This is a genomic window from Pseudomonas sp. R3.Fl, from assembly GCF_023516765.1.
Lineage (GTDB): Bacteria > Pseudomonadota > Gammaproteobacteria > Pseudomonadales > Pseudomonadaceae > Pseudomonas > Pseudomonas citronellolis.
Genome location: NZ_JAMGSO010000001.1, coordinates 4,715,048 through 4,738,475, shown reverse-complemented (window position 1 = coordinate 4,738,475; position 23,428 = coordinate 4,715,048). Strand labels below are relative to the sequence as shown.

Genomic DNA, 23,428 nt, shown 5'->3' with positions numbered 1-23,428 from the left:
CGCCTCACTGTTCCTGCCAGTTGGCCGGCCAGGCCACGTAGAGGAAGCGCACCCGGCTCGGGGTGCCGAACTCGATGGCGCTGCCCTTGGGAATGAACAGCAGGTCGCCGGGCTGGCCCACCAGGGTCTCGCCGTTCTGGCGGATGTGCAGTTCGCCCTCCAGCACCAGGTCCACTTCGTCGTAGTTCAGCGTCCAGGGGAAGAAGGCGTTCTCCCACTGCATGAAGCCGGCGCCCATGCTGCTGCCGTCCTCGGCGCCGACCACGTCGGTGATGCCGATCTGGTATTCGCCCGGCACGCCTTCCAGGCGGCCGAAGCGCACGCTGCCGCCCTTCACCAGCTTGATCCCGCCGGCGCCGGTGCGCGCCTCGAAGGCCGCCCGGGCCACGCAGGCGCCGCCCTGTTGCGCGGCCTTGCGCACCAGTTGGTCGACCAGTTGCGCATCCACTTCGGCGGGCAGCCGCGCCAGCACCTCGGCGCGAATCCGCGCCAGCTCGTCCTCGCTCGGCCCGGCCGCGGCTGGCTCGTGCGCTGCCGCCGCCGGCTCGCCGGCCACCCGCTCGACCAGCGCCAGGCCCGCCTGTTCGGCGACCGTGCGCGCCTCCGGGGTGACGATGCAGCGCGGCAGCTCCACGGCCAGGGAACTCTGCCCGGCGGCGATGGCTTCACGGATGTCGTTGGCGGTAATCAGCTTCTTCATCTCAACAGGTCCTCGATCGGATTCCGTGCGTTCAACAGCGCGCGCAGGCGCTCGATGCTGGCGGGGTCGTCGCTGGCGGTGTGGACGATCGCGCCGTCGATGCCGTGGGCGCGCAGCAGGCGCTCGATGGCGGGCAGGTCGACGCCGGGCAGGTCGCACTTGCTGATCACCCCGATCAGCCGCTTGCCGGCGTGGATATCGAGCAGCCCGGGCGGCAGCCGGCACTCCGTCGAGTCGGCGGGGTGCACGTAGACCAGGGTGTCGACGTCGTCGGTGCTGGTGATCAGCGCGCGGTACAGGCGCGGGTGGCTGACGAACTCGCCGGGGGTGTCCAGCGCGCCGCCGGGGCCGTAGTCCAGCGCCTGGGTCTTGCGCGCCGCTTCGGGGTTGCCGCACAGGGCGTTGAACAGGGTGGTCTTGCCGGCTCCGACGCCACCGATCAGGGCATAACGCAGCGCGTCCATGGTCAACTCCTGGTCACCGGGCAGACGCTGTAGTCCAGCAGCCGGCCGAGGGCGGCGCAGGTCTGCGCCAGCGCCTCTTCCACCGCGCCGACGCTGCCGTGCAGCACCAGCGCGCCGCTGAAGCGGTCGAGGAAGCCGATGCGCACGTCGGCGGCCTTGGTGGCGAAGTCGCCGGCGATCATCGCGGTCTCGCCCGGGGTGAGGGTCATGATGCCGATGGCCTGCGCCCCGGGAACGCCGATCTTGCTCGACAGCTCCTCCTGGGGATGCGCGATCAGGTGCGCCAGGGTCACCTGCTTGCCCGGGACGAATTCCTGGATGATGCGCTCTTTGGACACGTGCTCCCCTCCTCTACTGCTTAGGAAGCTAACAAGTGCCCGGACGGCGGCCCTATCAAAATCCGGCAAAGTTTTCCGCCGCCCCGAAAGACCAGAAAACTCCTACAAAAACCGGCTGGAACGCCCGCACGGCGCCGCATTGCTGATTGTTGGCCGGAGCTTTCCGGTCGCGGTTCGCACCGTGCTGAGTGACTTTGTCGCAGCCGCCGGAAAGCCTCCGGGCACAGGCGGGGCGCCGCCATGGACGTGACGGGCCGCAGAGAAAAGGGGCGTCTGACGGACAGGTTCCGCGTCGGCCCGACTTGCCCGGCCGTCGCGTTGTTCGTAAGGTGCGCACGTTTTCGTTCGAGGTAACGGGAAGCAGGTGGAAGACCTGCGCTGCCCCCGCAACGGTAACCGACCGCAGGCCTTGCGCCTGCCGCGCTCCAACCCGCCACTGTGCGCCACGCATGGGAAGGCCGGGAGCGTGCGAGTCGGCAGCCCGGAGACCGCCCTCGACACGCATGACAGGTGTTGCGGAGGGCCGCACCTTCAAGCGCGGCCACTCCCGCCCTTGCCAGCCCTCCTCGAAAGTCCACTTTTGAGGAACCCCAGCGATGAAACTTTCCCGTCTTGCCCTGGCCGTCGCCGTGCTGCCCGCGGCGGCCTTCGCCGACGACGATGCCGAACAGGCCTACCAGCTGCCGTCGATGGTCATCACCTCGGCGCGCCAGGCCGAACCCCGCGGCCAGGCCACCTCGGCCAACACCGTCTTCACCCGCGACGACATCGAGCGCCTGCAGGCGCGCAGCGTGCCCGAGCTGCTGCAGCGCGTACCCGGCGCGCAGTTGAGCAACGCCGGCGGCCTGACCAGCTACTTCCTGCGCGGCACCAACCCCGGCCAGACCCTGGTGCTGGTGGACGGCCAGCGCATCGCCTCGGCGAGCAGCGGCATCGCCCGCCTGGACTACCTGAGCATCGACAACATCGAGCGCGTGGAAGTGACCCGCGGCCCGCGCTCGGCGCTGTACGGCGCCGACGCCATCGGCGGGGTGATCCAGATCTTCACCCGCCGCGGCGAAGCCGGCCTGCACCCGCAAGTGCGCCTGGCCGCCGGCAGCAACGGCACCTTCCAGCGCAGCGCCTCGCTCGCCGGCGGCGACGAGCGCACCCGCTTCGACCTCGGCGCCAGCCTCGACGAGAGCCGCGGCTACGACTACACCCGCGACAACGTCGGCGCCGACAGCGACCACGACGGCCAGCGCAACAAGGCCGTGCACCTGAACCTGGACCACCGCCTGAACGACGACTGGAAGGCCGGCTTCAGCCTCAACGACCAGCGCGGCGACAGCGAATACGACGACGCCTACAGCTACGCCCCCGCCGAGCCCCACGACGAATTCCGCGTCAGCAGCTACAGCGGCTACCTCGAAGGCCAGTTGACCTCGATGTGGAACAGCCGCGTGGAACTGGGCCGCAGCTTCGACCGCAACAAGGCCGTCGGCGCCGCCGAGGTGTGGAACAACGGCACCCTGGAAACCACCCGGCACTCCGCCAGCTGGCTCAACCGCCTGCAGCTGGACACGCGCAACCAGCTCGCCCTGGGCGCGGACTGGTACGAGGACAAGGTCGACGGCAGCACCGCCTTCGCCGAGGACAGCCGCACCAACCACGCCTTCTTCGCCCAGCACAGCTTCAAGGGCGAGGCCTTCTCCACCGAGCTGGGCCTGCGCCACGACGACAACGAGCGCTACGGCTCGCAGAACAGCTGGAACGCCGCCGTCACCCTGCCGGTGGGCGCCAGCCAGAGCTGGATCGCCAGCTACGGCGAGGGCTTCCGCGCGCCGACCTTCAGCGACCTCTACTACCCCGGCGCCAGCAACCCGGACCTGAAGGCCGAGACCTCGAAGACCTACGAGCTGCAATGGCGCGGCGACTTCGCCGGCACGCATCTGGAGGCCGCGCTGTACCGCACCGAGGTGGACGACCTGATCGCCTGGGACAGCGCCAGCAACATGCCGCAGAACATCGCCAAGGCGCGCATCGACGGCTTCGAGGCCAGCCTGGCCCGCGAGGTCCTCGGCTGGCAGGCCAACCTCGGCCTGAGCATCATCGACCCGCGCGACCGCGACACCGGCCACACCCTGCCGCGCCGCGCCCGGCGCACCCTGAGCCTGGATATGGACCGCCAGTTCGGCGCCTTCGGCGTCGGCGGCACCTGGCGCGCGCTGAGCAACAGCTACGCCGACGCGGCCAACCAGGACCGCCTGGGCGGCTACGGTGTGCTCGACCTACGCGGCAGCTGGCAGTTCAGCGAAACCCTGCGCTGGGACCTGAAGCTGCAGAACCTGCTGGACCGCGACTACGCCCGCGCCAGCTACCAGCGCCCGACCGATCCCATGGGCTTCCCCAGCGAGACCGTTCACTACAAGGAAGCCGGGCGCACCGCACTGCTGGCGTTGACCTGGACGCCGGAGCTGTAGCCATCGCGGGCAGGGCCCGCTCCTACAGGTTGACGCCGAACGTCCCGTTCACGCCGGACAGCCCCCTCTCCCTTACACAGGGAGAGGGTTGGGGAGAGGGGACGGCGCCAACCCGGAACACAGTTGCTGCCGGTAAACACCATTCGCGAGCAAGCTCGCTCCTACGAAAAGCACCTCGTCACGGCCCAGTAGGAGCAAGTATCCATTGGGTTCCCGCGTTCGCGGGGATGACGGGGTGAACGCCGTGTTTACCGACGTCATTCCCGCGCCAGTCGTAGGGCGTATAACCGTTCGCGGTTATACGCCGTTGCCCCTGCACGGCATGTCCCCGTTGGGACAACTGTCTTGCTGACCGCGCCGAGGCGCTCTTCGTAGGATGGGTTGAGCCTGCGAAACCCATGCTGCCGTGGTGATGGGTATCGCTTCGCTCGACCCATCCTACGACGGCGTTTCTCCGCACTTCGAGCGGACCTTGTCCGCGATAGCCGGAACCACCGGCGCGTTTCGCGGATGAATCCGCTCCTACGCAACCCCACCCACGCCATTCCAATGTAGGAGCGCGCCCTGCGCGCGAAATCGCGGGCAGGGCCCGCTCCTACAGGTTGCCGTGAGGCATGGCATTCTCACCCGTAGGAGCGGATTCATCCGCGATTCCGCCGGCAGGGCGGACGACGCCCAGGCCCTTGGCGCCGCCGGGGATCGCCGTCAAACGGCGTATAACGCGGAGCGTTATACGCCCTACGCCAACACCCCGGCCAGGCGCCCCAGCGCTGCGCAATCCGCGGCGTGCCAGTCGCTCAGTTCCGGCCAGGGGTTTTCCGCCAGGTTGACCAGCGCCGTGTAGCTGCCCGCCGCGCGGCCGCATTCCAGATCGAAGCGGTAGTCGCCGACCATCAGCATCTCCCTGGGCTGCACGCCCCAACGCTCGGCCAGGTGCAGCAGGCCGTCGGGGTTGGGCTTGGGCCGGGCTTCGCCGCGGCCGAGGATGTCGCCGGTGGCGAAGCAGTCGCCCAGGCCGATGGCCTGGAGGGTCACCAGCGCCAGCTCGTGGGCGTTGCGGGTGAGGATGCCGAGGCGGTAGCCGGCCTCGTGCAGCGCGCGCACCAGGTCCACCGCGCCGGGCGCGGCGGTGGAGGCCAGCGCCAGTTCGCGTTCGTGCTCCAGCAGCCAGGCGTGCTTGGCCGCTGCTTCGGCCGCGGGCAGCGCCGCCAGGTGGGTGAGGATGTCGTCTTCCTGGGGAATGCCCAGGGCCCGCTTGATCGCCGGGAAGTCGTGCACCGCCAGGGTCAGGGTGCCGTCCATGTCGAACACCCAGTGGCGGATCAGGCCCGGTTTCATGCCCAGTCCTCGCGGCGGCGGATCAGGCCTTCCTGGGTCGACGAGGCCACCAACTGGCCGTCGCGGTTGAAGATGCTGCCGCGCACGAAGCCGCGGCCGTTGCCGGCCCAGGGGCTGTCGATGGCGTACAGCAGCCACTCGTCCGCGCGCAGGTCGCGGTGGAACCACACGGAGTGGTCGATGGTGGCCACCTGCATGTCCTTCTGCCACACCGAGCGGCCGTGGGGCAGCAGCGAGGTGGTGAGGAAGCCGAAGTCCGAGGCGTAGGCGAGGATGTACTTGTGCAGCGCCGGCACGTCCGGCAGCTTGCCGTCGGCGCGCAGCCAGAGGTACTTGATCGGCTCGCCGACCTGCGGGTCGTAGGGGTCGTTCTGGGTGACCGGGCGGATCTCGATGGGCTTGGGGTACAGCAGCTTGTCGCGGATGCGCTCGGGGAACTGGGCGATGCTGCGCTGCTTGAGCTCCAGGTCCGTCGGCAGGTTCTCCGGGCCGGCCACGTCGGGCATCGGGATCTGGTGCTGGAAGCCCTCCTCGTCGTACTGGAAGGAGGTGCTCAGGGCGAAGATCGGCTGGCCCTTCTGGATCGCCGTGACGCGTCGGGTGCTGAAGGTGCCGCCATCGCGCACGCGGTCGACCTGGTAGACCACCGGCATGCTGGCGTCGCCCGGGCGCAGGAAGTAGCCGTGCATGGAGTGCACGTGGCGCGCTGGCTCCACCGTCTGGCTGGCCGCCGACAGCGCCTGGCCGAGCACCTGGCCGCCGTACAGCTGGCGGAAGCCGAGGTCCTGGCTGATGCCCCTGAACAGGTTTTCCTCGATGGGTTCCAGGCTCAGCAAAGCCACCAGGTTGTCCAGGATCTGGGTCATGACGTTTCCTCGGAATCGGTACTGCGAATGGGATGCGGGCGGCGCGGCTGGGGGTACGCGGGCGAACTGCTCAGGCGAGTGTCCCATACCGCGCGGCCGATGGTGAAATGATAGAGGCTGACCGGGCGGTCCGGCCCTTCGCCGAGCAATTCCCGCAGCGCCTCGTCGAAGTAGCAGCCGATGCCGGTGCCCGAGAGCCCGGCCGCCTCGGCCTCCAGGTAGAGCAGCTGGCCGATCTGCCCGGCCTCCCAGTACAGCCGTGGGTAGGTCCAGGGACCTTCGGCCAGGGCCGCGTCCAGGTCGGCGAGCATGGCGAAGGCCACGCAGCCGTCGCTGGCGATGTCCTGGCCGCAGGAGAGGAAGGCCGAGAGCTGGCGGGCGTCGCCTTCCAGCAACAGGTACAGCGGCAGCTCGGCGTCCGCCCGGCGCCACTGGAAGTCCCCGCGCAAACCACCCGGCGCACGGCCGCTGCGGCCCAGCCAGTAGAGCCCCGGGGCCAGGCCCTGGACGCGGTGGACGAACAGCAGCAGGTCGATACGCGGCGGCTCGCCCGAGCAGGCGAAGGGCACCGGCGAGTTATCCGGCAGCAGCCGGCGCAGCCAGGCCAGCAGCAGCTCGGCGTGGATGCCGCTGTGGCCGTCCAGGCTCTGCGCGCTGCGCCGCCGGTGCAGGATCGGCCGCAATGCCAGGCCGGGGTTGTCCGCAGTCGCCTCGGCACGCGGCAGACGCCAATCGGCGGGAGCCAGCGCCGGCGCGCGGCACAGGTCGTGGACGCGCTCCAGCTCCGGCCAGTGCCGGTAGCTGCGCGAGAGGCGATTCGGAGCGCCCTGCAACTCCAGCGCCGCCAGCCCCCGCAGCAGCGCATCGGGCACGCGGGGCTCGCGGTCCTGGGGCGGACCTATCCACAGCAAGGCATCCACCGCTTCGCGCTCGTGGAAACCCTCGCGGTCGAGGCCGAACGCGGCATCCAGGCGGCGCTCGTCCACCGCGCGCAGCAGCCGCACTTCCCAGCCCTGGATGGCCGCGGCGATGGCCAGGGCCGCCAGCGCGTGGCCGAAGTCGTGCTGGCAGTAGCGGTAGGCGCGCTCGCCGTACTTCCAGGCCTCGCGCCAGGGAATGCTGGCCAGCGCCAGCAGCAGGCCGGCGCCGGGCAACTGCTGCGCCACGGCGGGAGGCAGCTCGGCGCGCACTTCCAGCAGGTGTTCATCGGCCGTGTAGTGCGCCAGCACGGCGGACTTGTCCACAGCCCCGGCCGGCAGCAGCAGGTAGGCCTCGGTGGGGTGCAGGTTGCCGCTGGAGGGGTTGACGCGCAGCGCCCAGCGGCTGCCGCCGGCTTCCTTCCAGGCGGAGATCGCCAGGCTGTCGTAGAGCAGTTGCGAGACGCTTTCCAGGCCCAGCGGCGCGGGCTCGCCGAGGGGACCGGCGAACACGCCGTCGTAGCCCGGCGACTCCTCCTGCGGGCGGTGCAGCAATTCGATCGGCCGCGCCCCGGCATAGCGGCGGAAGGGCGCCGGCTGGGTCGCCCAGTCCAGTTGGCCGGGCCCCGGGGCGAAGCGCTGCGGGGCGTGGCAGCTCAGCGCGTGGTAGGCGCGCACATCGTCGGCGGCGCTCATGTCTGCGCCTCCAGCCATTGTTCGCGGCTGATGCGGAACAGCACATGCGGACGCAGCGCGTGGCCCTGGGGCAGGCGCGGGTGCTCGAAGTCGGCGGCCGCATCGCGCCGCATGCCCAGGCGCCGCATCAGGCCCTGGGACGGCAGGTTGGCCGGCACGGTGAAGGCCACCACCTCGGTCAGGCGCAGGTGCGCGAAAGCGTATTCCAGCACCGCCCGCGCTGCCTCCAGCGCGTAGCCCTGGCGCCAGAACGCCCGGTTCAGGCGCCAGCCGATCTCCACCGCCGGGGTGAAGGCAGCCTCGAAGCCCACGTGCTGCACGCCCAGCACGCCGAGGAAGGCGCCATCGTCGCGACGCTCGACTATCCACTGGCCGAAGCCGTGCTCGGCGAAGTGCGCGTGGATGCGTGCGGCCAGGGCGTCGCTGTCCTCGCGGCCCATGCAGGCGGGGAAGTGGCGCATCACCTCGGGGTCGGCGTTGAGGGCGGCGAAGGCCTCCAGGTCGCCGTCGCGCCAGGGGCGCAGCAGCAGGCGCGGAGTGCTCAGGCTGGGCAGGTGCATGGTTCGCCTCGGCAAGGTTCGTCAGCTGCCTATTGTGCCCCATGCGCGACCCTGGCGCCCGGCCGCGGGGCCGGCTTACCCTTGCCGCTGAACCGCCCGAGCCCTGCCCCATGCCGTTGCCCCTGGTCTACCACGACGACTACAGCCCGCCCTTCCCCGCCGGCCACCGCTTCCCCATGGAGAAGTTCCGCCTGCTCAAGGAGCATTTGGTGGACAGCGGCCTGACCTGCGATGCGGCGCTGCTGCGCCCCGAACCCTGCCCGGCGGACATCCTCGCCCTGGCCCATGACCGCGGCTACATCGAGCGCTATTGCAGCGGCGACATGAGCCGCGAGGAACTGCGCCGCCTCGGCCTGCCCTGGAGCGAAGCCCTGGCCCGGCGCACGGTGCGCGCGGTGGGCGGCTCGCTGCTGGGCGCCGACCTGGCGCTCAAGCACGGCCTGGCCTGCCACCTGGCCGGCGGCACCCACCACGCGCACCATGACCACGCCTCGGGCTTCTGCATCTTCAACGACCTGGCGGTGATCGCCCTGCAGCTGCTGGCAAGCGGCCGCGCCGGGCGCGTGTTGATCTTCGACTGCGACGTGCACCAGGGCGACGGCACCGCGCGCATCCTGGAGCAGGTGCCGGACGCCATCACCGTCTCGCTGCACTGCGAGAAGAACTTCCCCGCGCGCAAGGCGCACAGCGACTGGGACATCCCCCTGCCGCTGCACATGGGCGACGCCGACTACCTGCGGGTGGTGGACGAGGCGCTGGACTACCTGCTGCCGCTGTACCAGCCGGACCTGGTGCTCTACGACGCCGGAGTGGACGTGCACAAGGACGACGCCCTGGGCTACCTGAACCTCACCGACGCCGGCCTGGCCGCCCGCGACGAGCGCGTGATCGAACGCTGCCTGGCCCGCGACATCCCGGTGCTGGGGGTGATCGGCGGCGGCTACGACAAGGACCGCGCGGCCCTGGCGCGGCGCCACGGCATTCTCCACCACAGCGCGCAGCGGGTGTGGCAGCGCCTGGGCCTGGGCTGAGTTGTCCACGGCAACTGTGGAGCAACCTGTGGAAAAGCTGCGGGGAGTCTGCCCTGGCCCACGCCGGGCCTGGGCCGCAGCCGGATGTACGAAAGATGACCAGGCAGCATGCGGAGGAAAAGGTGCGACTTTTCCACGGATGCTGTGGAACCTCCTGTGGAAAAACTGCGGGGCATTCTCTACAGCCCAGTATTCACGGGCCTTCCAACCCAACGAACAAAATATGACCAGCACGCTTTTCGTAGGAGCGAGCTTGCTCGCGAACGGTGCCACGGCGGGGTTGGGGTTCGCGAGCAAGCTCGCTCCTACAGTCGGCCGGGCACGCTGGTTTGTCCCCGGAAGCTGTGGAGCCGCCTGTGGATATACTGGGTACAAACCTGTGACTTGCCCACGCGCCGGGGCCCCCGCGCAGCCGCCGGCGAATTGACCAGCCCCGGCCGCCAGCGGCTAGGCTAGAATGCGCGCCCTTTCCACCGACCATGCCCAGCCCATGACCGAGCACAGCTCCCTGCCCTCCCCCAGCGCCATCGTCATCGGCGGCGGCCCCGCCGGCCTGATGGCCGCCGAAGTGCTGGCCGGCGCCGGCGTGCGCGTGGCGCTGTACGACGCCATGCCCTCGGTGGGGCGCAAGTTCCTGCTGGCCGGCGTCGGTGGCATGAACATCACCCACTCCGAAGATCAGGCCGCCTTCGTCGGCCGCTACGGCGAGCGCCACGGGGAAATCGGCGCGCTGCTCGCGGGTTTCGACAGCCAGGCCCTGCGCGAGTGGATCCATGGCCTGGGGATAAATACCTTCGTCGGCACTTCCGGCCGCGTCTTCCCCACCGACATGAAGGCCGCACCCTTGCTGCGCGCCTGGCTCAAGCGCCTGCGCGACAGCGGCGTGGTTATCCACACCCGCAGCCGCTGGCAGGGCTGGGACGAACAGGGCCGCCTGCTGGTCGACGGCCCCGAAGGGCGCCAGGCCCTGCAGGCCGACGTGACCGTGCTGGCCCTGGGCGGCGGCAGCTGGCAACGCCTGGGTTCCGACGGCGCCTGGGTGCCGATGCTGCAAGAGCGCGGCGTGGCAGTCGCGCCCCTGCGGCCGTCGAACTGCGGCTTCGAGGTGGCGGGCTGGAGCGAGTTCTTCCGTGACAAGTTCGCCGGCGCGCCGGTCAAGCCGGTGGCCATGAGCCTGGAGGGCGAGGCGCCGCGCCAGGGCGAATTCGTGGTCACCGCCGGCGGCATCGAGGGCAGCCTGGTCTATGCGCTGTCCGCCGGCATCCGCGAGCGCATCGCCCGCGACGGCTCGGCCACCGTGTTGCTCGACCTGCTGCCGGGCCGCAGCGCCGAGCAGGTGGCGAAAGCCCTGGCCCAGCCGCGCGGCTCCAAGTCCATGGCCAACCACCTGCGCGGCCGCCTGGGCCTGGACGGCGTGCGCGCCGGCCTGCTGCGCGAGTTGTCCACAGCCGCCGACTACGCCGAGCCGCAGCGCCTGGCCGCGCTGATCAAGGCCCTGCCGCTGACGGTAGTGCGCCCGCGCCCGCTGGACGAAGCCATCAGCAGCGCCGGCGGCGTCACCTTCGAGGCTGTGGATAAGCAACTGATGCTGAACGCCCTGCCCGGCGTGTTCTGCGCCGGCGAGATGCTCGACTGGGAGGCACCCACCGGCGGCTACCTGCTCACCGCCTGCTTCGCCAGCGGCCGCGCCGCCGGCCTGGGCGCCTTGCGCTGGCTAAAACTAGAACCATAGTGCTAGATTGCGGATTCTCCCCAGCAGAGTCCGCGCCATGCCCCTGAGCTTCCGCCCGGCCCGCCCCGAGGACGTCGACGCCGCCGTCCCGCTGATCTACAGCTCCGGCCCCGATGCCTTCGACTACGCCTTCGCCCGCCCCGACCGCAACAGCGCCCAGGACTTCCTGCGCCACGCCTTCGTCCAGGGCGGCGGCCAGTTCGGCTGGCGCCAGCATACGGTGGGCGAACTGGATGGGCGGGTGGTGGCGGTGGGCACCGTGTTCGGCGGCGAGGCCAACCTCGGCTACCTGCTCGCCGCCAGCCGGCAGATATTCGGCTTCTTCGGCCTGGGCGCGGCGGCGGTGATCCGCCGTGGCCTGCAACTGGAGCGGATCATCTGCCCGCCGCCGAAACGGACGCTGTACCTCGCCCACCTCGGCGTGGCGCCGGAACTGCGCGGCGAAGGCCTGGGCAGCCAGTTGATCGACCACTTCCTCGAACGCGGCCGCCGCGCCGGCCTGCCCATGGCCGCCCTCGACGTGTCGGTGGCCAACCCGCGGGCCCAGGCGCTGTATGAACGCCAGGGCTTCACGGTGCAGGCCGAGCGCCACTCCGACCTGCCGGGCGTGGCCAGCCACCGCTACATGCAGCGCGCCCTCTGAGCCTGCGCTAGACTGCGCGCCAGCCGCCCGGCAGAGGCGGCAACCCACCGTGCCGGCCAGTGCCACGACAAGGAAGCGCCATGAGCAAGCTGAACAGCATCGAACTGAAAGTCTTCGTCCCGGCCCGCGACTACGCCCAGTCCCAGGCCTTCTACCGCGACCTGGGCTTCGCCAACCCGTGGAACTCGGAAGAGCTGAGCTACTTCCACCACGGCGACCACTGCGCCTTCCTGCTGCAGAACTTCTATGTGAAGGAATTCGCCGAGAACCTGATGCTGCACCTGCTGGTGGAGGACGCCGACACCTGGTGGCAGCGTCTGCGCGAGATCGATATCGCCGGGCGCCATGGGGTGCAGCTGGGGGAGCCGGAGGACCGGGCTTGGCGGATGCGGGATTTCACGCTGCATGATCCGAGCGGGGTGTTGTGGCGTATCGGCCACAATCTTGATTGAGCAGGGGCATGGCTTTTCGTAGGAGCGAGCTTGCTCGCGAACAGAGCTTTCCGGCGATTCCGCTGCCTTGGCCTGACTCCGCTCCCTCTCCCTAACCCTCTCCCTGAAGGGAGAGGGGACCGTTGGGCAGGGCTTGATGTTATGGCGTTAGCCGGCGGCTTCGGTGATTTCCGGCTTGTGCCAATTCTTCTCTCGGCACGGACAAGCCCCCTCTCCCTTCAGGGCGGGGCGCGCAGCCGAGGGCTGGGGAGAGGGTGCTCTTGAGGATGCACACCGAACCAACGCCGTTCGCGAGCAAACTCGCTCCTACAGGTACCACCCCCAAGGCTGGTCGGACACATACTCCGTCACCTGCTTCACCTCCAGATAATTCTCCAACCCCCACACCCCCAACTCCCGCCCGATCCCACTCTGCTTCATGCCCCCCCAGGGCGCCTGGGTGAAGGTCGGTTGCGAGCAGTTCACCCACACGATCCCCGCCCGCAACCCATCGGCCACCCTTGCGGCACGTTGCGGATCGCCAGACATCACCGCACCCGCCAGGCCGAAGCGGCTGTCGTTGGCCAGGCGCAGGGCCTCGGCTTCGGTCTTGAAGCGCTTCACGCAGAGCACCGGGCCGAAGATTTCCTCGCGCCAGACGATGGCGTTCTCCGCCGGCTCGTCGAAGATGGCCGGCTCGACGAACCAGCCCTCGTCCAGCCCCGCCGGGCGACGGCCGCCGGTGAGCAGGCGGGCGCCGCTGGCCTTGCCCTGCTCGATGAAGCCGAGCACCTTGTCGTACTGGCCCTGGCTGACCAGCGGGCCGAGCAGCACGCCCGGCTGCAGGCCGTTGCCGATGGTGATGGCGCGGGTGGCTTCCACCAGGCGTTCCAGCAGGCGCGGGGCGATGCCCTCCTGCACCAGCAGGCGCGAGGTGGCGCTGCACACCTGGCCCTGGTTCCAGAAGATGCCGAACAGGATCCACTCCACCGCCGCTTCCACGTCGCTGTCGTCGAAGACGATGAAGGCCGACTTGCCGCCCAGCTCCAGGCTGACGTTCTTGATGTCCTGGGCCGCCGCCGACATGATCTTCGCCCCGGTCGGCACGCTGCCGGTGAAGGCCAGCTTGTCCACGCCCGGGTGCTGGGCCAGCGGCCCGCCGGCGTCGGCCCCCAGGCCCGGCAGCACGTTGAGCACGCCGGCGGGCAGGCCGATGGCGTCGGCCGCGGCGGCCAGTTCCAGGGCGCTCAGCGGCGTCAGCTCGGACGGTTTGAGCACGCAGGTGGCGCCGGCGGCCAGGGCCGGGGCGACCTTCCAGGCGGCCATCAGCAGCGGGTAGTTCCAGGGGATGATCTGCCCGGCCACGCCCACCGGCTCGTGGCGGATGCGGCAGCGGAAGCGCTCGTCGGGCAGCGCCAGCGCCTGGTCCTGGCGGCCGTCCAGCTCGCGCGCAAGCTCGGCGTAGTAGCGGAAGCAGCCGATGGCGTCGGCCACGTCCCATTGCGCCTCGGGCAGCGGCTTGCCGTTGTCGCGCACTTCCAGTTCGGCCAGGGCGGCCTGGTTGCGCTCCAGTTCGTTGGCCAGGGCCTCCAGCCACTCGGCGCGCTCGCTGCCGCGGCTCTGCCCCCAGCCGCGGTTGAACGCCTGGCGCGCCGCGCGCACGGCGTGGTCGACGTCTTCCTCGGTGGCCGCCGGCACTTCGCGCAGCGGCCGGCCGCTGGCCGGGTCGAAGCTGGTGAAGGTGCCGCCCAGGTCCGGGCTCACCCATTGCCCATTGATGTACAGCTGGTCACGCATCGCTCGTCTCCTTGAATGCGGCCCTCAGGCGGCCTGTACGCCGGCGCGGCGGTTCTGCAGGTAGCGGGAGGTGAACAGCAGCGCCAGCGAGGCGCAGATGATCACCGTGGAAATGGCGTTGATCTCCGGGGTGATGCCGCGGCGGATCGAGGAGAAGATGTAGATCGGCAGCGTGGTCTCGGAGCCGGCGACGAAGAAGGCGATGATGAAATCGTCGAAGCTGAAGGTGAACGCCAGCAGGAAGCCGGCGAGGATGGCCGGGGCGATCTGCGGCAGGGTCACCCGGCGGAAGGTCTCCAGCGGCGGCGCGTAGAGGTCGGCGGAGGCTTCCAGCAGGGCCTTGTCCATGGCCTCGACGCGGGTGCGCACGATGACCATCACCAGCGCCATGGTGAACAGCGAGTGCGCCGCCACCACGGTGGGGAAGCCCATGCGCAGCTTCGGCAGGCCCATGTCCAGCGCCAGCAGCAGCGGGTTGAGCACGTCGAACAGGGTGATGAAGGCGATCAGCGTGGCAATGCCGATGACGATCCCAGGGACGATGATCGCGCAGTAGGTCAGCGCGTCGAACAGCAGGCGCACGCGCCGGCCCACGCGCTGCAGGCCGAACACCGCCAGGGTGCCGAAGAAGGTGGCGATCAGTGCCGAGCACAACGCGATCAGCGCGCTGTTGCCCAGAGCCTCCATGATGAAGGGGTTGCCGAAGGCGCGGCCGAACCACTGCACCGAGCAGCACTGGAAGCTCAGGGCGCTGCGCCCGGCGTTGAAGGCGAAGAGCATGATCAGCGCGATGGGCGCGTAGAGGAACAGGTACAGCGAGGTCGAATAGCCGCGCAGCCACATGTCAGAGCACCCCGTCGTTGCGCGGGCCGCCATAGCGCGCCGCGAGTTTCAGGTACAGGCCGATGATCGCCAGCATCATCGCCACCAGGGTCATGGCCACCGCGCTGCCGAACGGCCAGTTGCGCGATTGCAGGAACAGGTCGACCAGGGCGTTGCCGACGAAGAACACCTTGCCGCCGCCGAGGATGGCGGGGATCAGGAACTCGCCCATGAGCAGGATGAACACCAGCATCACCCCGGTGATGACGCCCGGCGCCGACAGCGGCAGGGTCACCCGGCGGAAGGTCTCGAAGGCGCTGGCGCCGAGGTCGCCGGAGGCTTCCAGCAGGCGCTTGTCGAGCTTCTCCAGGCTCACGTAGATGGGGAACACCATCAGCGGCAGGTAGCCGTAGACGATGCCGATCAGCACCGCCCAGGGCGTGTTGATCAGGCGCACGTCGGCGATCCCCAGGCTCTCCAGCAGCGCCGGGATGCCACGGCCGCTGAGGATGAAGATCCAGGCGTAGGTGCGGATCAGGAAGCTGGTCCAGAACGGCACTATCACCAGGGTCAGCAGCAGCGACTTGTTGCGCCGCACCTTCACCGCCAGGAAGTACGCCAGCGGGTAGGCCGCCAGCAGGCAGGCCAGGGTGCCCAGCGGCGCCAGGGTCAGGGTGTTCCAGAAGGCCTGGGCGCGCGAGCCGAGGTTGAGGTAGTTGTCCAGCGTCAGCCCGCCGCCGTAGCCGCCCACCGCGCTGCGCTCGCCGAAGCTGAAGACCAGGATGATCACCAGCGGCATCAACAGCAGCAGCAGGAACCACAGGGTGGAAGGCAGCAGCAGGAGCAGCGTGACGCGGCGGCCGAGGCTCCTCGCCGGAGCGGCCGCCGGCGTCGCAGCGGCCTGCAGGGGGGCGCTGACAGCGATGTTCATGTTCGATTCCCTACGCATTGAGTTGCATGGGCCCTCCCCTGCAGGAGCGAGCTTGCTCGCGAACATCGCCATGCCGAAGCGGTTCGCGAGCAAGCTCGCTCCTACGAAGGGCCGTCCTCAGGCGGCCTTGAAGCGCGCCATCAGCTCGGCCCGCGCCGGGCTGGTGAGGGTCGCCGCGGCGCCGAACTCCAGGGGCGAGAGGCGCTCGGCCGCCGGGTACATGATCGGGTCGTCGAGCATCTCCTTGGGCAGCAGCGCATCCACCCGCTTGTCGCCGCTGGGGTAGCCGTGGGCCAGGACCTCCAGCTTGTTGTGCTGCGGGTCGAGCAGGTAGTTGATGAAGGCGTAGGCGGCGTCGCGGTGCTCGGCGCCCTTGGGGATGGCGAAGAAGTCGCTCCAGATCTCGCCGCCTTCCTTGCCCAGCACGAAGGTCATGTCCGGGTTGTCGCGGTGCAGCTGCGAGGCGTCGCCGGTCCAGGCCATGGCCATCCAGGCATCGCCGTTGCGCAGCGAGGGCTGGATGTCGGAGTTGATGGCGAACAGGTGCGGCTTGGCCTTGATCAGCAGCTTCTCGGCCTCGGCCAGCTCCTTCTCGTCCACCGAGTTGAAGCTGTAGCCGTAGTACTTCAGGGCGTTGCCGATGGCGGTGAGCTGGTAGTCGTGGACGATGGTGCGGCCCGAGGCGCTGGTCAGCGTCAGGTCCCAGAACTGTTTCCACGAATCGAGGTTGTCCTTGATCCGGCTGGCGTCGTAGACGATGCCGGTGGTGCCCCAGTTCTTCGGCACCGCGTAGACCTTGCCGTCCACCGTGCCCTGGGCCATGAAGCGCTGCTCGAAGGCCTGGGCGTCGAAATTGGGGATGCGCGAGAGGTCCAGCGGCTCGATCAGCCCCAGCTTCACGTAGGTGCTGATGGTGTAGTTGGTCGGCACGAAGACGTCCCAGCCGCTGCCGCCGGCCTGCAGCTTGGCGAGCATCTCCTCGTTGGAGCCGAACACGTTCATCTGCACCCGCGCGCCGGTGGCCTTGGCGAAGGCGTCGAAGTTCTCCTGGCTGTGGTAGTTCGGCCAGGTGGCCAGGGTCACACGGTCGCCGAGGTTGCCGCTCTCGCCGGCGTAGGCCTTGCCCAGCAGCAGGCCCGGGGTGTTCGCCGCCACCACCGCCGCCGCCAGGCCCAGGCCGGTGCGGCCGAGGAACTCGCGGCGGGTGATGGAGCCGTTTTCCCAGCTGCGCATGGTTTTGATGAAAGTCTTCTTGTCCATCGTCACTCCCCGCCTGTCTGCTGTCGTTATGGTTGGTTCTTCGAAGGCCACGCAGGGCGCGGCCGCACTGCTCAGAGGCCCATGGCCAGGCCGCTGGCCTGGTTCCAGCCGACCTGCACCCGCGCGCCGTGCTCGAAGGCTTCGCCAGCCTCGGCGCCCTGGCGCGGCACGCGCACGCAGACGATGCCGAAGGCCTCGGTGCGCACCCGGTATTCGGTGAGGTTGCCCAGGTAGATGCGGTCTTCCACGCTGCCGCCCAGGCGCACCTCGCGGGCCAGCTCGGCGCCGGCGGCGGCGATGCCGACCAGCTCCGGGCGCACCGCGATGCAGCCTTCGCTCTGCGCCGCCAGGGCCGGGCCGGTGGGCGTCTGCGGGCTGCTCAGCTCCAGGCCGGCGGCGGTGGCGAGCACCACGCGGCCGCCGTCGATGCGGCGCACGGTGCCGCCGAACAGGTTGGATTCGCCGATGAAGTCGGCCACGTAGCGGCTCGCCGGCGTCTCGTAGAGGGCTTCGGGGGTGGCGGTCTGGATGATCAGGCCGTCCTTCATGATGCTGATGCTGTCGCTCATCGACAGCGCCTCTTCCTGGTCGTGGGTGACCAGCACGAAGGTGATGCCGACCTCGCGTTGCAGGCGCAGCAGCTCGGACTGCATTTCCTTGCGCAGCTTGCGGTCCAGCGCGGCCAGCGGTTCGTCGAGCAGCAACACGGTGGGCTTGTTGACCAGGGCACGGGCCAGGGCCACGCGCTGCTGCTGGCCGCCGGACAGCTCGTGGGGCTTGCGCGCGCCGAAGCCGGACAGGCGCACCATCTCCAGCGCCTCGTCGGCCATGCGCCGTTGCGCCGCGCGGTCCGGGCGCGGGGTGCGATAGCGCAGGCCGTAGGCGATGTTCTCGGCCACGCTCAGGTGCGGGAACAGCGCGTAGTGCTGGAACACCATGTTCACCGGGCGCCGGTGCGCCGGCACCCCGGCCACCGCCTGGCCGGCCAACAGCACCTCGCCTTCGCTGGGCTGCTCGAAGCCGGCGATCATGCGCAGGGTGGTGGTCTTGCCGCAGCCGGAGCTGCCGAGGAAGGAGTGGAAGGCGCCGCGGCGGACCCTGAAGTTCAGGCCGTTGACCGCCGGCACGCTGCCGTAGCGCTTGACCACGTTGCGGAACTCGATGTCGAAAGCCTGGCTGGAATCCATCGCCGCACGCCCCTTCGGTGGCTGTTCTTGTTGGCATCCACGCTAGCAACGGGGCTTTCGGGGTGTATATATCCCTCGGGGGATAGATGCCGGGCGCGCGGCCTACCGCCTCGGCACGGAGATGTTCGCGAGCAAGCTCGCTCCTACGAAAAGACGCCCTTGCCTCAGGCCGCGCGCCCCTGGGCAACGGCGGATAGCGATGAACCTGTAGGAGCGGGCCCTGCCCGCGATTTCGCGCGCAGGGCGCGCTCCTACATGGGCATGGCGTCGGCGATCAGCCCGTGGCGCGCATCTCGCCGGCGTCGTCCTGGCCGGCCAGCTCGCGGATGAACAGGCCGAGCAGCTCCGACTGGCTGCCGATGCCGAGCTTGGCGTAGATGTTCTTGCGGTGGATCTTCACCGTGCCGGGACTGATGTCCAGCTGCTCGGCCACCGAGGCGCTGGAGTGGCCGCGCAGCAGCAGCTGGACGATCTCCTGCTCGCGCGCGGTGAGCAGCTGGGCGCCGAACTGGTCGAAGGCCTCGCGGATCTTGTAGTCCAGGTCCTGCGCCGGGCGCGGCTGGGCGCGGCGCAGTTCCCAGGCTTCGCGCACCACCTGCTCCACCGCCGGGCGGGCGCAGTCCAGCAGTTGCATCTCGTCACGGCTGTAGGCCGGACTCGAAGTCTTGCGCATCAGCGACAGCACCGCCTTGGCGCCGCCGGCCAGGTCGACGAAGAAGGCGATCTCCTCGGTCAGGCCGGTCTGCTGGTAGTAGGTCTGGTAGTACTCGCCCAGGTAGAAGTGGTCCGGGGCGAACTGGCGCAGGCGCCACAGGCCCGGCGCCTGGTTGCGGGTGCAGGCGAGGTAGAAGGGGTCGAGCAGGTAGGGGCCGACCTGGTAGTCCTGCACGTAGACGTGGCGCACGTCCGCCGGGAAGGTGTCGAACAGGTCCAGCGGGCGGTGGTTGCCTTCGTAGACGAAGAGCACGAAGTGGTCCACCGGGCAGGCCTGCTGCAGCCACTGGCTGAGGCCGAGCAGGCGCGGGCGTCCGGGGGCGAGCGGGAGCAACTGGGCGAGCCCGGCGGTCCAGGCTTTGAGTTCCTTGTGGCGCATAGGCTGTCGTTCTTGTTGTGTGCGCGGTGCACACACTATAGGCGTTCAGAATTGCGCACGGAAATGCAGGTTTTGCGCCAGTATCCTGAAAGCCCGCCAGCCGTGGCCCGCAGCGGCAAGGCCGAGGGGCCGGCGCACCAGCGCGAGGCGCCCTGCCCCGCGCTAGCCCTCAGCGGCCCTTCGGCTTGCCCTTGCCGGCCGGCGCCTTGGCGAAGCCCGGCGCCTTGCGCACCGCCTTCACCTGGGGCTTGTCGGCCAGCAGGTCGCCCAGGTGGATATTGCCCGGCTTGGCCGCGGGCACCTTGGGCTGCTTGGGTTTCTTCGGCTTCTTCAGCACCTGCCCGCCGGGCGCGGTCTGCGGGACCCGGTGGTCCGGCTCGAAGCCCTCTTCCTCGCTGCGCGGCAGGGTCTGGCCGATCAGCGTCTCGATGGCCGCCAACTGCTGCACTTCGTCGGCGCACACCAGCGACAGGGCCTGGCCGCTGGCGCCGGCGCGGCCGGTGCGGCCGATGCGGTGCACGTAGTCCTCGGCGACGATGGGCAGGTCGAAGTTGACCACCAGCGGCATCTGGTCGATGTCCAGACCGCGGGCGGCGACGTCGGTGGCCACCAGGAAGTCCACCTCGCCGTCCTTGAACCGCTGCAGGGCGCGCAGGCGCGCCGGCTGCGGCTTGTCGCCGTGGATGGAGTCGGCGGCGATGCCTTCGGCCTGGAGCACGCCGACCAGTTCGTCGACGCCCTTGCGCGTCTTGGCGAACACCAGGGCCTGGCGCCAGCGGCGGGCCTGCAGCAGGTGCAGGAACAGTTCGGCCTTGCGCTTCTTGTCCACGGTGATCAGTTGCTGCTTCACCGTCTTCGCCGCGGTGTTGCGCGGCGCCACCTCGATGGACAGCGGGTCGCGCAGCAGGCCGCCGGCCATCTGGCGGATCGCCTCGGAGAAGGTGGCGGAGAACAGCAATGTCTGGCGCCGCTTCGGCAGCGCGGCGAACACTTCTTCCAGCTCGCGGGCGAAGCCCAGGTCGAGCATGCGGTCGGCCTCGTCCAGCACCAGCACCTGCAGCTGGGTGAATTTCAGGGCGTTCTGCCGGTACAGGTCGAGCAGCCGCCCGGGGGTGGCCACCAGCACGTCGACGCCCTTGCGCAGCTTCATCATCTGCGGGTTGATGCTCACCCCGCCGTAGGCCACCGCCGTGCGCAGCGGCACGTGCTGGCCATAGGCGCGGAAGCTGTCGTGCACCTGCTCGGCCAGCTCGCGGGTGGGCACCAGCACCAGGGCGCGCAGCGAGTTGGCGGCGACCTGCGGGCCTTCCTGCAGCAGCTTCTGCAGCAGCGGCAGGGCGAAGCCGGCGGTCTTGCCGGTGCCGGTCTGCGCCGCGGCCAGCAGGTCGCGGCCCTTGAGCACGGCGGGGATGGCCTGGGCCTGCACGGGGGTCGGGTTCTGGTAGCCGAGGCCGTCGAGGGCGCGCAGCAGGGGTTCGATCAGGCCGAGGGCGGCGAAGGTCATGGAGCACTCACGCAACGGAAGGGGAATGGGCGGCATTGTAGCCGCTAGTGGCGCAGCAGCAGCTCGCCCTCGATGGGCACGTAGCGCGTCGCCGAGCGAATCAGCGCCTGGGCTGTCAGGCCCGGCACGCCATAGGCGGCGGCCGTCTTGCCCTGGGCGCGGACGCGTTGCAGCAGCAGGTCGAAGTCGCCGTCGCCGGAGCACAGCACTATCTCGTCCACCCGCGCCACGGCGTCGAGCACGTCGATGGTGATGCCCACGTCCCAGTCGCCCTTGGCCGAGCCGTCGCTGCGCTGGATGTAGGGTTTGAGCTTCACCTCGAAGCCGAGGTTGCGGAGGATCTGCTGGAACTGCTGCTGGCGCGGGTCGCCACGGTCGATGGCGTAGGCGTAGGCCTCGACGATGCGGCCTTCGCGGCTCAACTCGCTCCACAGGGCGGCGTAGTTGAAATGGCAGCCGTAGGCCTGGCGAACCGTGTAGTAGAGGTTCTGCACATCGGCGAACAGGGCGAGGGTTTTCAACGGCGGCTCCGGATCAGGCGGTGGACGCGCATTATCGCAGCCCACCGCCGCGCCGCCAGCCCCGCGTCGTCGGCGCGGGGCTATCGATCAGCTGAACATGTCGCCGTCGTCGTCGAAGAAGCTGGAGTCGTCGGCGAATCCGCCATCGTCGTAGCCGGTGTCGGTGAAGCCGTTGTCGGCGTAGCGATCACCGTCGGGGAAGGACGGGTTGGAGTCGTCCAGCCCGGAGGATTGCGGGTCGAAATGCTCGGCCGGGACCTCTTCCTGGATCACCTCGACGATTTCCTGCGGCTGCGAGTGGTGGAACATGTTGGTCAGCAGGTCCGCCACCACCATGCCGCCGGCCACGCCTGCCGCCGTCTGCAGGGCGCCACGCAGGAAGCCGCCGCCCTGTGCCGGCGCGGCCTGGGGCGCGGCGGGGCGGAAGTCGTTGGGGTTGCTGGCGTAGTTGGCATTGGCGCCGGGCTGGGAGAAGCGCGTCTGGCCCCAGCCATCCGGGCGCTGTTGCGCTTGCTGGGGTTGCGCCGCCGCTTCGCGCTGGCCGCCGCCGAACAGGCCGGCGAGGAAGCCGCCGCTGCTGGGGCGGTTCTGCTGCTGGCTGGCGGCCTGGGCTTCGAGTTCCTTGACGCGCTGGTCCAGGCGCTTGATCGCCGCCTCCTGGATCAGCATCGCCTGCGCCATGTAGTAGGGCGCGGCCGGCTGGCGCACGAGGTGCCGGTTGATCTGCGCCTCGGCCTGGGCGTCGCGCGGCGCGGTTTGCCGCTCGGCTTCCTGCAGGCGGGTGAACAGGCCATCGATCAGGGTTTGCTCTTCGGAATTCATCTGGGGCCTCGAGTGAGCACCGGGGTGGGAACGATCACAAGATTGTGATCGGCCGGCGAAAAAACAAGTTCCGGTCGATGAAAACTTCTTCATCCGCGCTAGCGGGGGCTCTGGCCTGCGCCGCCGGGCTTGGGTTAGAGTCGATTGCCACCTGGTCCCCTAGACGAGCCGATGAATCCCATCTCCATCCTGCGCGATACCTGGTACTTCTTCAGCCGCCACATCGGCACGCTGCTGCCGCTCTGCCTGCCCTGGATCGTCCTGGAGACGCTCACCCAGCAACAGCTGAGCATGGCCGCCAATTCCCAGCAGTTCGCGCCCTGGGGCATGGCCGCCGGGTTGATCTTCTACCCCATCTACACCGCCAGCCTGCTGCTGTACCTGGTCGACTTCGGCGAGGGCCGCCAGCGTGGCGTCGGCGAACTGTGGCGCGCGGCGCTGCGCCTGTGGCCGGCCTTCGCCCTGCTCTCGGCGCTGAGTTCGCTGCTGATCGTCATCGGCCTGTCGCTGATGGTGCTGCCGGGCATCTACGTGATGATCAAGCTGGCCTTCGCCGAGGTGCTGCTGGTCAAGCGCGGCCTGCGCCCGATCGATGCCATGCGCGAGAGCTTCCGCCTCACCGGCGGGCACTTCTTCCTGCTGCTCAGCACCGTGCTGGTGATCCTCGCCCCCACCTGGGCCCTGCAGGGCTGGATCGAGCAACTGAGCGAGAACGCCCTCGGCTACAGCCTGGCGCTCAGCGCCCTCAGCGGCTTCTTCCAGTTGCTGCTGACCGTCGCCGCCTACCGCATCTACATCCTCGGCCCGGAGCGCGAGGAAGCCTGAGGCAGGCTCCGGCGCGGGCGGCTAACCTTGTCTCTCCCGACCGCGCCAGGAACCTGCCATGAGCGACGACAACAGCCCGCCGAGCTGCATCTCCCACGTGTCCATCGGCACCAATGACTACGACCGCGCCCGCGCCTTCTATGACGCGGTGCTGGCCACGCTCGGCTGCCGCCGGGTGATGGAACACCCCGGCGCCGTGGCCTATGGCCGCGAGTTCCCGGAGTTCTGGGTGCAGACGCCGCTGGACGGAGCCCCGGCCAGCGTCGGCAACGGTACCCACATAGGCTTCATCGCCGACAGCCGCGAAGCGGTGGATGCCTTCCACGCCGCCGCTCTGGCCGCCGGCGGTCACGACGATGGCGCTCCGGGCCCTCGCCCGCACTATGGCGAGCCCTACTACGGCTGCTTCGTCCGCGACCCGGACGGGCACAAGATCGAGGCCACCTTCTGGGACCTGGGCAAGGCCGTGCCGCACACCCACTGACGGG

At 69.6% G+C, this 23,428-nt stretch carries 23 protein-coding genes and 1 riboswitch; of the genes, 7 read left to right on the top strand and 16 right to left on the bottom strand.

Annotation, left to right across the window (positions count from 1 at the left end; all coding sequences use genetic code 11):
• Positions 1-4: 4 nt before the first annotated feature.
• From eutQ to eutS, 3 genes are read right to left on the bottom strand one after another with little or no spacing between them, the layout of a single operon-like run.
• Positions 5-700: an ethanolamine utilization acetate kinase EutQ gene (gene eutQ / locus M8R19_RS20875; RefSeq protein WP_249918781.1), complete on the bottom strand. Its 696-nt coding sequence runs from the start codon at positions 698-700 to the stop codon at positions 5-7.
• Positions 697-1,164 carry a EutP/PduV family microcompartment system protein gene (locus M8R19_RS20870; protein WP_249918780.1) on the bottom strand — a complete coding sequence of 156 codons (468 nt, stop codon included), beginning with the start codon at positions 1,162-1,164 and terminating at the stop codon, positions 697-699. The genes eutQ and M8R19_RS20870 overlap by 4 nt, the downstream gene beginning before the upstream one ends.
• A gap of 2 nt (positions 1,165-1,166) precedes the next feature.
• A complete protein-coding gene (gene eutS / locus M8R19_RS20865) occupies positions 1,167-1,502 on the bottom strand; it encodes an ethanolamine utilization microcompartment protein EutS (protein ID WP_009615694.1) in 336 nt (111 codons plus the stop codon).
• A 310-nt stretch (positions 1,503-1,812) separates the two neighbouring features.
• Positions 1,813-2,012, top strand: a riboswitch (cobalamin riboswitch).
• 86 nt (positions 2,013-2,098) lie between these two features.
• Between eutS and M8R19_RS20860 the strand changes: the two genes are divergently transcribed.
• Entirely contained in the window at positions 2,099-3,964 is a 1,866-nt protein-coding gene (locus M8R19_RS20860) for a TonB-dependent receptor domain-containing protein (protein WP_249918779.1), read from the top strand.
• Positions 3,965-4,702: 738 nt separating this feature from the next.
• On the opposite strand, the gene M8R19_RS20855 is transcribed toward M8R19_RS20860, so the two are convergent.
• From M8R19_RS20855 to M8R19_RS20840, 4 genes are read right to left on the bottom strand one after another with little or no spacing between them, the layout of a single operon-like run.
• Positions 4,703-5,302 (bottom strand): HAD family hydrolase, encoded by a 600-nt coding sequence (locus M8R19_RS20855; RefSeq protein WP_074982146.1) that lies wholly within the window; start codon positions 5,300-5,302, stop codon positions 4,703-4,705.
• Positions 5,299-6,168, bottom strand: a complete 870-nt coding sequence (gene tesB, locus M8R19_RS20850) for an acyl-CoA thioesterase II (protein WP_074982143.1) — start codon at positions 6,166-6,168, stop codon at positions 5,299-5,301. The genes M8R19_RS20855 and tesB overlap by 4 nt, the downstream gene beginning before the upstream one ends.
• Entirely contained in the window at positions 6,165-7,781 is a 1,617-nt protein-coding gene (locus M8R19_RS20845) for a nitroreductase family protein (protein WP_249918778.1), read from the bottom strand. Before M8R19_RS20845 ends, tesB begins: the two co-directional genes overlap by 4 nt.
• Positions 7,778-8,341, bottom strand: coding sequence for a GNAT family N-acetyltransferase (locus M8R19_RS20840; RefSeq protein ID WP_249918777.1), 564 nt, complete (start codon positions 8,339-8,341; stop codon positions 7,778-7,780). The genes M8R19_RS20845 and M8R19_RS20840 overlap by 4 nt, the downstream gene beginning before the upstream one ends.
• A 110-nt stretch (positions 8,342-8,451) precedes the next feature.
• Here M8R19_RS20840 and M8R19_RS20835 point away from each other — a divergent pair, with 110 nt between their 5' ends.
• The 4 genes from M8R19_RS20835 (at position 8,452) to M8R19_RS20820 (ending at position 12,199) form a co-directional block, all read left to right on the top strand.
• Entirely contained in the window at positions 8,452-9,372 is a 921-nt protein-coding gene (locus M8R19_RS20835) for a histone deacetylase family protein (RefSeq protein WP_249918776.1), read from the top strand.
• A 490-nt stretch (positions 9,373-9,862) separates the two neighbouring features.
• The gene (locus tag M8R19_RS20830) at positions 9,863-11,104 is read left to right on the top strand and encodes a TIGR03862 family flavoprotein (protein ID WP_283939696.1); all 1,242 of its coding nucleotides are present in this window, start codon (positions 9,863-9,865) and stop codon (positions 11,102-11,104) included.
• A gap of 37 nt (positions 11,105-11,141) precedes the next feature.
• Positions 11,142-11,747 (top strand): GNAT family N-acetyltransferase, encoded by a 606-nt coding sequence (locus M8R19_RS20825; RefSeq protein WP_249918775.1) that lies wholly within the window; start codon positions 11,142-11,144, stop codon positions 11,745-11,747.
• A gap of 80 nt (positions 11,748-11,827) precedes the next feature.
• Positions 11,828-12,199, top strand: coding sequence for a VOC family protein (locus tag M8R19_RS20820; protein WP_249918774.1), 372 nt, complete (start codon positions 11,828-11,830; stop codon positions 12,197-12,199).
• A gap of 306 nt (positions 12,200-12,505) precedes the next feature.
• On the opposite strand, the gene M8R19_RS20815 is transcribed toward M8R19_RS20820, so the two are convergent.
• The 9 genes from M8R19_RS20815 to M8R19_RS20775 form a co-directional block, all read right to left on the bottom strand.
• A complete protein-coding gene (locus M8R19_RS20815; protein ID WP_249918773.1) occupies positions 12,506-13,975 on the bottom strand; it encodes an aldehyde dehydrogenase family protein in 1,470 nt (489 codons plus the stop codon).
• A 24-nt stretch (positions 13,976-13,999) separates the two neighbouring features.
• Positions 14,000-14,818, bottom strand: a complete 819-nt coding sequence (locus tag M8R19_RS20810; RefSeq protein ID WP_116426135.1) for an ABC transporter permease — start codon at positions 14,816-14,818, stop codon at positions 14,000-14,002.
• Between the two features lies 1 nt (position 14,819).
• Complete coding sequence (locus M8R19_RS20805; protein ID WP_074982122.1) at positions 14,820-15,728, bottom strand: ABC transporter permease; 909 nt, start codon at positions 15,726-15,728, stop codon at positions 14,820-14,822.
• 117 nt (positions 15,729-15,845) lie between these two features.
• The gene (locus M8R19_RS20800) at positions 15,846-16,988 is read right to left on the bottom strand and encodes an ABC transporter substrate-binding protein (RefSeq protein ID WP_074982119.1); all 1,143 of its coding nucleotides are present in this window, start codon (positions 16,986-16,988) and stop codon (positions 15,846-15,848) included.
• A 71-nt stretch (positions 16,989-17,059) separates the two neighbouring features.
• A complete protein-coding gene (locus tag M8R19_RS20795; protein ID WP_074982116.1) occupies positions 17,060-18,175 on the bottom strand; it encodes an ABC transporter ATP-binding protein in 1,116 nt (371 codons plus the stop codon).
• A gap of 274 nt (positions 18,176-18,449) precedes the next feature.
• The gene (locus M8R19_RS20790) at positions 18,450-19,268 is read right to left on the bottom strand and encodes a helix-turn-helix transcriptional regulator (protein ID WP_116426139.1); all 819 of its coding nucleotides are present in this window, start codon (positions 19,266-19,268) and stop codon (positions 18,450-18,452) included.
• Positions 19,269-19,437: 169 nt separating this feature from the next.
• Positions 19,438-20,772: an RNA helicase RhlE1 gene (rhlE1, locus tag M8R19_RS20785; protein WP_249918772.1), complete on the bottom strand. Its 1,335-nt coding sequence runs from the start codon at positions 20,770-20,772 to the stop codon at positions 19,438-19,440.
• Positions 20,773-20,816: 44 nt separating this feature from the next.
• Entirely contained in the window at positions 20,817-21,293 is a 477-nt protein-coding gene (locus tag M8R19_RS20780) for a LabA-like NYN domain-containing protein (RefSeq protein WP_058070349.1), read from the bottom strand.
• A gap of 87 nt (positions 21,294-21,380) precedes the next feature.
• Positions 21,381-22,115, bottom strand: a complete 735-nt coding sequence (locus tag M8R19_RS20775; RefSeq protein WP_249918771.1) for a DUF2076 domain-containing protein — start codon at positions 22,113-22,115, stop codon at positions 21,381-21,383.
• A gap of 171 nt (positions 22,116-22,286) precedes the next feature.
• Between M8R19_RS20775 and M8R19_RS20770 the strand changes: the two genes are divergently transcribed.
• Together M8R19_RS20770 and M8R19_RS20765 are read left to right on the top strand one after the other, a co-directional pair.
• On the top strand, positions 22,287-22,940 hold the full coding sequence (locus M8R19_RS20770) for a YciC family protein (protein WP_043273363.1): 654 nt from the start codon (positions 22,287-22,289) through the stop codon (positions 22,938-22,940).
• 58 nt (positions 22,941-22,998) lie between these two features.
• On the top strand, positions 22,999-23,424 hold the full coding sequence (locus M8R19_RS20765; RefSeq protein ID WP_074982105.1) for a VOC family protein: 426 nt from the start codon (positions 22,999-23,001) through the stop codon (positions 23,422-23,424).
• Positions 23,425-23,428: the final 4 nt, after the last annotated feature.